Here is an 11,680-nt window from a genome sequence, read left to right as displayed (position 1 = left end):
ATATGTCCTGGTTACAGCAGCCCGTCGCGGCATGGAACGAGGTCGCGGCGGCGGCTGCGACCGAACGCCAGGCGCAACTGACCAAGCCGCCGGGTTCCCTGGGCGAGCTGGAGCGACTGGCTATCCGGCTGGCCGGCATGCAGGGTGCGGTCAAGCCGCGCGTCGACCAGGTCTGGATCAGTATTTTCGCGGGCGATCACGGCGTCGTTGCCGAAGGCGTCTCCGCGTTTCCGCAGGCCGTTACCGGGCAGATGATCCTCAACTTCGCCGCCGGCGGTGCCGCGATCAGCGTGCTGGCACGCGAGCTCGGCGCCACGCTTGAGGTGGTCAACCTGGGTACGGTGAACGATCCGGGCGAGCACGCGGGCGTGCGTCGCGCGTTCATCGCGCCGCAGACGGGCAATTTCTGCGATGGCCCGGCCATGATCGAGGCGCAGTTCGCCCAGGCGCTGGCTGCGGGCGCACAGAGCGTGCAGCTGGCAAAACAGGCCGGCGCACAGTTGTTTATCGGCGGCGAGATGGGCATCGGCAATACCGCCGTTGCTACTGCGCTTGCGTGTGCCTTGCTGGACGAGTCGCCGGTGGATCTCACGGGTGCCGGCACCGGTCTCGATGCAGCCGGCGTCGCGCGCAAAGCAGCCGTCATCGAGCGCGCCCTGCAGCGCCATGGCGATCTGCGCGATCCGTTGGCGATATTGCGTTGCCTGGGCGGCTTCGAAGTGGCTGCACTCGCAGGCGCGTATATCGCGGCGGCGCAGGCAGGCATGCCGGTTTTGGTGGATGGATTCATCAGCACTGCGGCGGCGCTTGCTGCAACGCGTATCCATCCGAGCGTGCGCGAGTGGATGCTGTTTGCGCATCGCTCGCACGAGCGCGGCCATGCGCGTCTGCTTGATGCGTTGCAGGCCACACCCATACTCGATCTTGGCCTGCGTTTAGGCGAAGGGAGTGGAGCAGCCACCGCCGTACCCGTGCTACGTCTTGCCTGCGCACTGCACGGCGGCATGGCGACGTTTGCCGAAGCCGGGGTGGCGGACGCATGACCGGATCGATCGAGCTGCTGCGGCACGGCGATACCGGTCAGCGCAGTTACCGGGGGCAGCTCGATGACAGCTTGAGCGCGGTCGGCTGGGCTCAGCTGCGCGAAGCGGTGATGGGACGGGAGTGGGACACGGTGGTGTCCTCGACTTTGCGTCGCTGTGCCGACTTTGCCGCCGAGCTCTGCGCCACCCGACGTCTGCCGCTGCGCCTCGATGCGCGGTTGGCCGAGTATCACTTCGGACACTGGCAAGGTGTACCGATCGAGCAACTGGCCGAGCGCCAGAGCGACGCCTTGGGCCGCTTCTGGCGTGACCCGGTGCGTTATCCGCCGCCGGGCGCCGAGCCGTTCGAAGCGTTCCGTCAACGCTTGAGCGAGGCGCTCGATACCATCAGCTACGGCGCGTCGGGTCGACGCGTGCTGGTGGTGACGCATGGTGGCGCGATCCGCCTGTTGCGTTGTGTGGCCGAGTCGCGCGATTTCGGCGAGATGGCCAGTATCGATGTGCCGCATGCCTCGCTGCACCCCTTGGTGTGGCCAGCGCGATGATTCGCGCTCTGCTCGTCGCGCTGGGGTTTCTTACCCGCGTGCCGGTACCGTCCAGGGCCTTCGACGACACTCGCGCGACCCGTCAGTCGCTGGCCTGGTACCCGGCGGTCGGTGCCGTGATCGGTATCGTGCTGTGGTTGCTGGCGCAGCTGCTGCACGCATGGCCTCCCTTGTTGTCCGCCGCGGTGATCCTGATCGTCTGGATCGGCGTCACCGGTGCCTTGCACCTGGATGGGCTGGCCGACAGCGCCGACGCTTGGATCGGCGGCATCGGCAGTCGCGAACGCACCCTGGAGATCATGAAGGATCCCCGTTGCGGACCGGCTGGCGTGGTCGCGCTGGTGGCCGTGCTGTTGCTCAAATTTGCCGCGTTGGCGAGTGCTCCGATCAGTGGCGGCATCGCCTTGTTGCTGGCACCGGTACTTGCCCGTGCCGCGTTGACCCTGGCGTTTGTCACGACGCCGTACGCACGCGCCCAGGGTCTGGGTTCGGCCTTGCGCGACGCACCGCGCAGCGCGTGCTGGCTCGGTATCGCTGCGGCGGCGGTAGTTGCCCTTTGCTTGGGCACGCGCGGGCTGGTGGCGCTGATCGCCGCCGCGGTCCTGTTTGCCTTGTGGCGCCATGCCTGCATGCGCCGCCTGGGCGGTTTCACCGGCGACACCTGCGGTGCTCTGGCGGAAATCATCGAAGCCGTGGTACTGGTGGCCCTGGCCGCTACGGCCTGACGTCCCCGGCATTTCATTTTTCCCCTGCTCGAACGTCTTATCTCAAGACCGGTGCCACGGCTGGCTGTCGCTCATCAGGAGATGTAGGCGGGCGGTCTTTCGATATGCAGCCTAGACACCATGGATAAACCAAACGAGGGCGACGACGCGAACGACGGAAAACCCGGGGCCGGACGGCATCATGAGCAGATTCGTGCGTTGTACGAGGAACACCATCGCGCGCTGGTCGCGTTCCTGCACAGCCGGCTCAGCTCCAGCGCCGATGCGCAGGAAGTGGCGCAGGAGGTGTACGTGAAGTTGCTCGCGCTGGACGACATCTCGCATGTCGATTCGCCCAAGGCTTTCCTGTTTCGCATTGCCGCTAACCTGTCGCTCGACCACCTGCGCAAGCGCGCGGTACGGGCGGCTGCGCCAGTCGACCCGGACGACAACGACTGGCACGTCACGTCCGTCCCGGAGCAGCACGCTTCGGCCTTTCAACAATGGAAAGTCGTGCAGCAGGCCTTGCGCGAACTTCCCGCCAAAACCAGCAGGGCGTTTGTCATGCATGTCATCGAAGGACGCGATTTCAGCGTGATCGCCCAATCCATGAAACTCAGTGAGCGCATGGTGCGCTACCACGTCGGCAATGCCATGGCGTATTGCCGCGAACGTATCGAAGCGGAGGTGCCTTAAATGGTAACCATGAAGCCGGGCGCCGATGACGGGCTGACCCGTACCGCTGCCGAGTGGTGGACGCGTTTGCGTGAGCCGGGGCCCTCACCGCAGACCATCGAGCAGTGGCAGGCATGGCTGGAAGCCGATCCAAGTCACGCGCAGGCGTTCGAGCAGGTTTGCCTGCTGGGCGAAAGCCTGCAGGCGGCCGACGCGCCGACACGCGCCTCGCTTCAGCAGGCGTTTGCGCCCGTCGAACGGCCGCGATCACGCTGGTTGGCGGGCCTGGCTGTCGCGGCCAGCCTGGTCATCGCCGTGCTTGGATGGCGTATGGCGGCGCAAGGTGGTTTTGGCGATAGCGCCGACCTGCAGCGTTATGCCAGCGACGTGGGCCAGAACCGGGATATCCGGCTATCGGATGGCTCGACCATTGAACTGGGCGCGGCGTCGAGCCTGACCGCCCGCTATGCCAAGGGGCAGCGCGCGATCGAGCTGAGCGCCGGCGAGGCGTTTTTTACCGTGTCGCATGAGCGCGACCGCCCCTTCGTGGTGGCTGCCGGCCCGGTGCAGATCGAGGATCTGGGGACCGCCTTCAATGTGCGCCGTACGGGCCAGCAGGTGACCGTAGCGGTGACCCAGGGCCGAGTCCGGGTGCAGGCGCCCGCGGACAAGAAACAGCCCGGCATGGAGCTGGTGGCGGGGCAACAGGCGAGTTACGACCCTCGCCGCGGGGTGTTCAGCATGTCCTCGGTCGCGGTCGATCATGTGGCTGTTTGGCGCGACAACCGGCTGGAGTTCGTCAACGAGCCGCTGTCGACGGTCATCGCCAACGTCAACCGCTACAGCCGCCGCCCCGTTCAGATTGCGGACCCGCGGCTGGGCGAACTGACGTTCACAGGTACGGTCAAGATCAATACCATTGACAGCTGGATCGGCGCCTTACCCCGGGTTTTCCCAATGCAGGTAAGCTCGTTCGCCGACCATGTGGTGCTGACCAGCTCGGTGCGGTAAAGCGATTGAACGGGACGAAAGGGTAGCGATGAACAAAGGGGGAGCGGTTTGCCGCCACACGATCAGCATGCGGTGACGATGTTTGGACGGGGCGCGTCGCGCAGGTTGCGGTGACGGCCCGGCGAAAGAACAACGGTCTGAAGCGACTCGCGCTGCAAGGCGCGGGCGGTGTGCTGGTGTTGTCTCTTTTTGTGGCTGCCGATACCCGTGCCGAGCCGGCGGTGAGTCGTTCGATGCAGGCGTTGGTGACCTTTTCGATTCCCGCGCAACCCTTGTCCACGGCGCTGATGTCGCTGGGCAAGCAGGCAAACGTGCAGGTGCTCACTGCCAGCGATTCGATTGCCGGCCTGCGCTGCGATGGTGCCTCGGGCACGCTCACCGTGCAGGCCGCACTGGCAAAACTGCTGGCGGGCACCAATCTCGAATACGAAACCTTTGACGCCCAGACCGTTGTCGTGCGGCAGCGATCGTTCGTGCCGGCGATGTCGTTCGAAAGCCAGCTGGTCGGTGCCGAACCGAGCATTCCCATCGTGACGTCGTTGTCCGCGATCCGCGTGCCGGGCGTGGCCCTGGGCGACTTTGGCTACAAGGCCGATAGCACCCGCGGCGCAACACGCACCGATACCAGCCTGGCCGACATTCCGCAGTCGGTCAGCATCGTCACGCGTGACCTGATCGATTCGCAGCAGGCGATCAACGTATCCGATGTGGTGCGCAATATCGCCGGCGTCAATTATGTCGACGGCTTCGGTGGACCGCCGCTGTTTCGCATCCGCGGCTTCAACGTCGGCAACGGCATGACCGACGGCCTGCCCAACGGCGTGGCGCGCATCGAAGATCTGCCGCCGCTTATCGGCATCGAACGCGTCGAAGTATTGAAAGGGCCCGAGGCGATCCTGGGCGAGTCGTCGGTCGACAACAATTTCGGCGGCTCGGTCAACATCGTGATGAAGCAGCCGCAGGCCGAACCGGTACGCGAATTGAGTTTCTCGTTGGGCCAGTACGACGGCGCGCGCGCGGGTGTCGACTTCGCCGGTCCGCTCGATGCACACGGCGTCTGGACCTACCGCTGGATCGCCTCGGCCAACTATGCGGACCGCACGGCCCAAGGGTACCGCGGTCAACGCAGCGATTACGTGGCGCCCTCGATCGCATGGCAGAACGATGCGACGCGCGTGACATTCGGCCTGGAATACGTCAACAACCGCATTCCGGTGACCGACCACTCGGTGCTGCTGGGCGACTCTCTCGATACGGCCGTGCCGTTCGGTATCCTCACGGGTAATGCGAGCGATCATGCGGTATTTCGTACGATGCGCGCGGTGTACAGCGTCGAGCAGAAGCTGGGTGACGACTGGAAGTTTGAAAGTCGTGGCCAATACGTGGATCAACGCAACAGCGGACAGGACTGGTCGTTCGCCGATGCGGATCTGGCCGGCTACGCGAATGCATCGGCTCAATTGTTCAACTATTCCGATGCGTTCTACACCCTGCAGAATGACCTTTCGGGGAGTTTCAGCCAGGGTGACCTCACGCATCATGTCGTGCTCGGCGTTGACTATGCGAGAACGCGCGCGGGTACCGGCGACGATCAGGGTGTGCTGACCGTCAGCCGCCCGATCGAAGTCAATGTGTTCTCGAATATGGCCTTACCCTCGGCGCGTACGCAAAGCGTAGACGCGGGCATCGGTGTGGTGCAGACCTTAGGCGGCGCCTGGTCGACCAATACCGGTGTGTTCCTGCAGGACCAGATCGCCATCGGCGAACAGTGGGATGTGTTGGCGGCGGTACGACGCACGACCTACGACCTTTCCACCCGCACCGACGGTGCAGCAACGCAGAAGCTGCGCAAATCCAGATGGGTGCCGAAGCTGGGCGTGGTCTACAAGCCGCTGCGCAATGTTTCGCTTTATGCGTCTACGGCCACCGGCTTTCAGGCCGACTCGTTGATCGGCGAGACCGGTCAACCCTTGCCGCCCTCGGTGTCGCGCCAGATCGAGGCTGGCGCCAAGATCGATCTGTTCGATCAACGCGCCCGCCTCACCACGGCGTGGTACCGGATCAAGCTCGATCACAGCGTCGACCTGGTGTCCCCTGATCCGCCGTTTTTCGCGATCCCCGGACCGGGGCAGACCAATCACGGCATCGAAACGGAGTTCACCGGGCAGATCACCCGCGGCCTGGATGTCACGGCGAGTTTCACCGACGCGCGCATCCACAACGACGACGACAGCATCGTCACCGGTGCGCCGCAGCGGCAAGGCAGCTTCTGGGCGAGTTATCGATTCCAGCGCGAAAGCCTGCAAGGCTGGGGCGTGGCCGGCGGCATTTTTGCGCGCAGCCGCAGCGTGGGTAGAACCAGTGGCGACCTGGCGTATTTCAATATCCCGGGCCAGGCGAGCGTCGAGGCCAACGTGTCCTATAGCGCCGCGCATTGGCGCGCGACCTTGGGCGTGAAGAATCTTTTTGCGCGCACGCTGTACGCGGTCAACTTCGATCAGACCTTTGTGCCGATCCGCGAAGGTCGCGTGTTTCTGTTGAGCGGCGTTTACGATCTCTAGCATTAAGCGCGTGCCATGGTGCCGAACGCTGCGGGGCGATGGGTCGCCTCAATCGTCGCTGTGCGTGTTTGCTCCACCGCTCCATGCGGATATCCGTCGAAGGCACGTACAAGCAGCGCGCAGGCTTCGCGACGAAAAGCTTCGCGGCGTTGCTCGAGCAGGCGGCGGCGTTGCGATGTCGCCTGTGGGTAGAGCGGCTCGTCCAATGGCATGTCATAGCAGCCCGCTTCGGTAAGCAGGCCGCCATGGGCCTGCAGGAAGCTGTCATCGCTCGACACGGGGCCGCGGGAGATGCGGGCTGTCCGCGCTACCGCCCGGATCTCTTCGATACCATGGCAGTGTGCGAGTGCGCGAATCAACGATAGCAACAGATCCTTCGGATGCAGGCCGCAACTGCCGCGAACGAACTCACGCGTCGACTCTTCGGCCATATACGACCAAGCGCCCTGGATCGAGCCGATCAGCAGACCCTGTGCGCCGGCGAACGTCACCACGCAAGAAGCCAGCGCCTCTTTGTATTCGTTCAACAGGTAGATACCCAGCTCGCCGGCATTCCCGTCGACCGGTTTGCGCAGATGCAGATACGCTGGTACGGCGTTTTCCAGGCGCAGCATGGCTACGCGTATGTCGTGGCCCTTGATGATGCGTTCGCGCATGCGCTTGGGGAATCGGCTCGACAGGAAGTCGTAGTGCGCGTCGATGATGCGCAGTCGTTCGTGGGCACCGAAGTGGCGGCTGATGTAGGGGCGGTGCCAGCGATCGTAGAGCTTGGGGTCGGCTTCGGCGGCCCGGCGCAGTGCTTCGGAGCCTTGCAGGTATTCGAGCCAGCGTACCTGTTGGGGGAAGTGGCGTAGCCAGCGGTATAGCCGCACCTCGGAGTGAAGCGGGCTGCCTGTGCGGCCGGCGCGCCATGCGCGGAGCCAGAGTGCATAGGTGGCTTTTGCTTCGCCGATCATGGGGAGGCTCGGGTGGTTGGGACTTTAGCTATGACGTGTGAGGAGGGAGTTTTTGAAATGGGCGCGGTTCATGGCGGCAGCGGGGCTCCCGGGCTTATGGCTTACCTCGCTCCCACATCCTCGTCATCCTCGCGTAGGCTGGGATCCAGTGGCTTCGGTTTTTGATTGTCGCGAGAGCGTGTGTCGCTCTGGCCTGGCGTTCGTGCGAGGAAGTCGCCTGCGGCGTGTTTCGCCCGCCTGCCGGCGGCCGAGTTACTTTCTTTGCTTGTCCAAAGAAAGATAACCAAAGAAAGGACACCCCGCGTCCGCCGTCCTTCGGACCGTGAGGTTTGGCTGGGCTTTTCGACAGGACATCCGTGTCCTGTCGAAAAGGACTCGGCGTCCCTGCCGAGTCCCTCTTCGGGGCCTTATCATCCAAACCTCACTCGGCTCCCGAGGGGGCCCGGAGAGCTGACTGCTCGCTCCGCATCGCTTGTTTACCACCTATATGCAACTTTTCCGTACACGTACGCGCCATCAAACCCGAACGGCGAAAACACCGAGTAAGGCAGCGATCCGCCATTGTCGTTCGCTGCAATCACCCGATCCGGGTAGGTGTTGAACACGTTGTCTCCGCCAACGGTAAACGTCCAGCGATCCACGTTGTAACTCACGGCCAGATCCAGCAGCCATTTCGCCCCGAAGGTTTGATCCAGCGATGCGGTGGTGGAGTTGTACGAGACGAAACTGCCGTAGCGGGTCAGGGTGCCGTTGAGGCTCCAGTGGCCTACGTTGTACATCTCGTTGAGGATCAACTTGCTGCGTGGCGTGGTGTCGGCGAGCAGGCCGAACTGATCGCGGCGGTCGATGCGCTTGAGATTGAGGCCGAGGGCGTTGAGCGCGGCGGGATTGGGTTTGACGTCGGTGACCTTGTTCTTGTTGTAATTGTAGCTAAGCGTCGAGGTGAGGCTGCCTGCGTCGCCGAAGTCCGAGCGCCAGCTTGTCACCAGGTCGACGCCGCGCGTACGTGTGTCGACTGCGTTGGTGAAATACGAGATGCCGCTGTAGTTGATACCGGTGACGCCGTTGGCGGCAAGATAGGCCTGCACGGCGGGTGAGGTGGTGGCCAGGTTGCTCGATAGCGTGATGCGATTGTTGATCTTGATCTGGTACAGATCGACGCTGATGTTCAGCGGATCGAGCGGATTCCAGACCATGCCGAAGGTGTAGTTATGCGATTTTTCCGGCTTGAGTTTTTGGCCGCCGAGCAACTGACCCACCTGGCTCGTCGCCGAGACCAGGCTGGTGTTGTAGATGCCTGCCGGCAGGCCGAGCGAATTGCCCTGGCCGAAGAACAGCGATGAGGTCGATGAGTAGAACTGCTGTGCAAGCGACGGTGCGCGGAAACCGGTCGACGCGCTGGCGCGCAGTGCGAAGCGATCAGTGAAATCGAAACGGCCGGCCAGCGAGCCCGAGGTGGTGTTGCCAAAGTCGTTGTAATCCTCGTGCCGTACCGCCAGCGATGTACCCAGGCGATCGGTGAGATTGGTTTCCAGGCTTAGATATTCGGCGACATCGTGGCGGCTATACGAGCCCGCGTTGGCTGGTTGAAACCCCGCGAAACCTTGCGCGCCGCCGGCCACGCCGGATGTACCGACATACCACGATGGCGCGTCGCCCGCATCCAGTCGGTAAGTCTGGCGCAGGTACTCCGCGCCGAACGCCAGCGTGACCGGGTTGGGTAGCCAGCCGACCGACAGTTCCTTGGCGATATCCACATCGAAGGCTTGCTGGCCCGCGGCGAGAATGCCGTCGTGGAATTGTGTTGGGCTGGAGCCAAAATCATGCAGCCACGCACGGTTGACGCTGTTGAGTGTCTCGTAGGAAACGCGGTTGCCGCCGTAATTGGCGCTCACGTCCCAGCGCCAGCCGCCGGATGTCTTGCCGCGCAAACCGAGCACCAGCGACTGGTCGATCGAGTCGGAATTTTCCAGCGGCAGGTAACCGTTGGGATAGATCGACGGTACGGAGTTCGCATTGGCCAGGCTGCGGAAAAACGCCGGCGACGTACTGTCGCGATGACCGTAATGCCCGAATGCGTAGAACTGCACGCCGGGGGTGATGTCGTACTGCGCGTTGAGCAGCACGTTCTGGTCTTTCACGGCCGGGTCGCCGTAGCGTTGCGTGACGCCTTCGAATGCGCGTGCACGGGTGACGCCGGCACGGTTGGTGTAATCCTGATTGCCGTCCTGCACGGTCAGGCGCAGCCAGCCCTTGTCGTTGTTGAGCGGAATGCCGAAGTTGGCCGAGCCCTGCCACTGCCGGCCGTCGCCGGCGGAGTACTGGCCGCCGGTGACGTCCACCGAGCCGCCTTGTGCGCCCTTTTTCAGCACTACGTTGATCACGCCGGCAATGGCGTCCGAGCCGTACTGGGCCGATGCGCCGTCGCGCAGCACTTCGATATGGTCGATGGCGGCGATCGGGATCGTATTGAGGTCCACCGCCTGCGAGCCGCGACCCAATACGCCGTTGGTGAGCAGGATCGCGCCCGGATGCCAGCGCTTGCCGTCGACCAGCACCAGCACCTGATCGGGCGAAAGGCCGCGAAGCTGGGCAGGGCGCTGCGAATCGGCGGTGTCGGCTGCGGCCGGGCGGGGGAAGGTCAATGAAGGGATGATGCGTGCCAGGGCGGTCGACAGCTCGCTGGTGCCGGTCTGCTGGAGCACCTGGCTGGAGACGACGTCGATCGGTGTGAGCGAGCTGCTTTCGGTGCGGTTGTCGGCGCGCGTACCGGTGACGATGACCGTGCCGAGATTCTTGGCTTTGTCGGTGCTCGGCGGATTGTTGTTGGCGTCTTGGGCGACCGCGTGGGCGCCCAGCGCGAGCAGGGCGATGCCGATCGGTGCCGGCAGTTTCTTTTGCTTATGAAGGAACATGCGTGTGAAAACTCCCCAGGGGTTTGGTGCGTTGCAGCAGGTCATCCAGGCTAGAGCTCCAAGTCCTTGCGAGTCAATGATGGACGTCTAGACGTCTATATGACGTATCCTTCTAACCATATGCCCCATGGCTGCCGTATTCCGCCGGAAAGGCCGCCCGGCCCGGTCCTGAGAAGCCCGGGACATTGAAATTCGCCCCGCGGCCCAGATAATGGACGGCTGGCCACCCTGTCCGAAGCGGCGGCCGATGGATCGATCCGGAGTCACCATGCCCATCTATGAATTCGAATGCTGCGCCTGCGGTCACCGTTTTGACCGCCTGCAGAAGCTTTCCGACCCCGATCCGGAGGCCTGTCCGACCTGCGGCGCGCCTCGCGTACAGCGCCTGATCAGCGCCCCGTCGTTCCGCCTGTCGGGTAGTGGCTGGTACGAGACCGACTTCAAGAAGGACGGCGACAAGAAGCGCAACCTGGCCGGTGATGCGGCGGCACCCGCCGCCAGCCCGGCGCCCGCTCCCGCGCCGGCCCCAGCTCCCAGCAGCTCGTCGAGCGACTGATTTCCCAAGCTGAATCGCAACATTCTGCGGGGGTGGCGACGGTATTTCCGACCCGCCCGGTTGTCGCTACCTTGGCGCCACCAACCACAGCAGGGAAGTCCGGCGTGAAAGCGACCATGAAAATTGTTCTGATGGCCATCTGTATGCTGGCGGCAGCCGCGGGAATCACGCCGCGCGACGCCCAGGCCCAGCGCTATGGTGGCCGCAATGATGAGGTGTACTGCGCCAGCAACGACGGGCGGGGCACCCGCTGCCAGATGCCCTGGCGCGATTCGGTCCTGTCCCAGCAGATGTCCCAGGCCGGCTGTGTCGAAGGCCGTACCTGGGGTAGCGACCCCTACAGCGTATGGATCAAGGATGGCTGTCGCGGTAACTTCCGCGATGCGCGCGGTGGCTATGGCGGTGGCCGGCCGGGTTATGGTGGTGGCGGCGACCGTGGTCCGGGCCGCGAAATCTACTGCGCCAGCAACGATGGCCGCGGTGCGCGCTGCCAGATGCCCTGGCGTTACTCGGAGTTGTCCCGCCAGATGTCCAGCGCCAGCTGTATCGAAGGCCGTACCTGGGGTAGCGACCCCAACAGCGTATGGGTGAAGGACGGCTGCCGCGGTCAGTTTGTCGAAGCACGTGGCGGACGCCCGCGCTGGTAACGACTTCATTCTCCATCTGACGAAAGTGACGATCAGCCCCGGCCCATGCCGGGGCTGATGCGTTTGT

At 63.9% G+C, this 11,680-nt stretch carries 10 protein-coding genes; 8 read left to right on the top strand and 2 right to left on the bottom strand.

What is annotated here, in order from left to right:
* The first annotated feature begins 2 nt into the window (after window positions 1-2).
* The 6 genes from cobT to QMG46_RS22880 all read left to right on the top strand — a co-directional run bounded on the left by cobT (window position 3) and on the right by QMG46_RS22880 (window position 6,539).
* Window positions 3-1,043, top strand: coding sequence for a nicotinate-nucleotide--dimethylbenzimidazole phosphoribosyltransferase (gene cobT, locus QMG46_RS22905; protein WP_281850216.1), 1,041 nt, complete (start codon window positions 3-5; stop codon window positions 1,041-1,043).
* Entirely contained in the window at window positions 1,040-1,588 is a 549-nt protein-coding gene (locus QMG46_RS22900; RefSeq protein WP_281850215.1) for a histidine phosphatase family protein, read from the top strand. The genes cobT and QMG46_RS22900 overlap by 4 nt, the downstream gene beginning before the upstream one ends.
* Window positions 1,585-2,313: an adenosylcobinamide-GDP ribazoletransferase gene (locus QMG46_RS22895; protein ID WP_281850214.1), complete on the top strand. Its 729-nt coding sequence runs from the start codon at window positions 1,585-1,587 to the stop codon at window positions 2,311-2,313. The genes QMG46_RS22900 and QMG46_RS22895 overlap by 4 nt, the downstream gene beginning before the upstream one ends.
* Window positions 2,314-2,433: 120 nt before the next feature.
* The gene (locus tag QMG46_RS22890; RefSeq protein ID WP_281850213.1) at window positions 2,434-2,988 is read left to right on the top strand and encodes an RNA polymerase sigma factor; all 555 of its coding nucleotides are present in this window, start codon (window positions 2,434-2,436) and stop codon (window positions 2,986-2,988) included.
* A complete protein-coding gene (locus tag QMG46_RS22885; protein ID WP_281850212.1) occupies window positions 2,989-3,978 on the top strand; it encodes a FecR family protein in 990 nt (329 codons plus the stop codon). It abuts the gene before it with no gap.
* 110 nt (window positions 3,979-4,088) lie between these two features.
* Window positions 4,089-6,539 (top strand): TonB-dependent siderophore receptor, encoded by a 2,451-nt coding sequence (locus QMG46_RS22880; RefSeq protein WP_281850211.1) that lies wholly within the window; start codon window positions 4,089-4,091, stop codon window positions 6,537-6,539.
* Between the two features lie 2 nt (window positions 6,540-6,541).
* Here the strand turns inward: QMG46_RS22880 and QMG46_RS22875 are convergent, their stop codons facing one another.
* Together QMG46_RS22875 and QMG46_RS22870 are read right to left on the bottom strand one after the other, a co-directional pair.
* Complete coding sequence (locus QMG46_RS22875) at window positions 6,542-7,495, bottom strand: DUF535 family protein (RefSeq protein WP_281850210.1); 954 nt, start codon at window positions 7,493-7,495, stop codon at window positions 6,542-6,544.
* Window positions 7,496-7,971: 476 nt separating this feature from the next.
* The gene (locus QMG46_RS22870) at window positions 7,972-10,410 is read right to left on the bottom strand and encodes a TonB-dependent receptor plug domain-containing protein (RefSeq protein WP_281850208.1); all 2,439 of its coding nucleotides are present in this window, start codon (window positions 10,408-10,410) and stop codon (window positions 7,972-7,974) included.
* 268 nt (window positions 10,411-10,678) lie between these two features.
* Here QMG46_RS22870 and QMG46_RS22865 point away from each other — a divergent pair, with 268 nt between their 5' ends.
* The gene (locus QMG46_RS22865) at window positions 10,679-10,966 is read left to right on the top strand and encodes an FmdB family zinc ribbon protein (protein ID WP_281850207.1); all 288 of its coding nucleotides are present in this window, start codon (window positions 10,679-10,681) and stop codon (window positions 10,964-10,966) included.
* 116 nt (window positions 10,967-11,082) lie between these two features.
* Window positions 11,083-11,613: a DUF3011 domain-containing protein gene (locus QMG46_RS22860; RefSeq protein ID WP_281850206.1), complete on the top strand. Its 531-nt coding sequence runs from the start codon at window positions 11,083-11,085 to the stop codon at window positions 11,611-11,613.
* Window positions 11,614-11,680: the final 67 nt, after the last annotated feature.

This window comes from Dyella sp. GSA-30 (assembly GCF_027924605.1).
GTDB lineage: Bacteria > Pseudomonadota > Gammaproteobacteria > Xanthomonadales > Rhodanobacteraceae > GSA-30.
This window is presented reverse-complemented; position numbering and strand designations above follow the sequence as displayed.

What these genes read in the sequence shown, in the direction of transcription:
- cobT (WP_281850216.1), top strand. Translation starts at nt 3, where the DNA reads ATGTCCTGGTTACAGCAGCCCGTCGCGGCATGGAACGAGGTCGCGGCG.
- QMG46_RS22900 (WP_281850215.1), top strand. Translation starts at nt 1,040, where the DNA reads ATGACCGGATCGATCGAGCTGCTGCGGCACGGCGATACCGGTCAGCGC.
- QMG46_RS22895 (WP_281850214.1), top strand. Translation starts at nt 1,585, where the DNA reads ATGATTCGCGCTCTGCTCGTCGCGCTGGGGTTTCTTACCCGCGTGCCG.
- QMG46_RS22890 (WP_281850213.1), top strand. Translation starts at nt 2,434, where the DNA reads ATGGATAAACCAAACGAGGGCGACGACGCGAACGACGGAAAACCCGGG.
- QMG46_RS22885 (WP_281850212.1), top strand. Translation starts at nt 2,989, where the DNA reads ATGGTAACCATGAAGCCGGGCGCCGATGACGGGCTGACCCGTACCGCT.
- QMG46_RS22875 (WP_281850210.1), bottom strand. Translation starts at nt 7,495, where the DNA reads ATGATCGGCGAAGCAAAAGCCACCTATGCACTCTGGCTCCGCGCATGG.
- QMG46_RS22870 (WP_281850208.1), bottom strand. Translation starts at nt 10,410, where the DNA reads ATGTTCCTTCATAAGCAAAAGAAACTGCCGGCACCGATCGGCATCGCC.
- QMG46_RS22865 (WP_281850207.1), top strand. Translation starts at nt 10,679, where the DNA reads ATGCCCATCTATGAATTCGAATGCTGCGCCTGCGGTCACCGTTTTGAC.
- QMG46_RS22860 (WP_281850206.1), top strand. Translation starts at nt 11,083, where the DNA reads ATGAAAATTGTTCTGATGGCCATCTGTATGCTGGCGGCAGCCGCGGGA.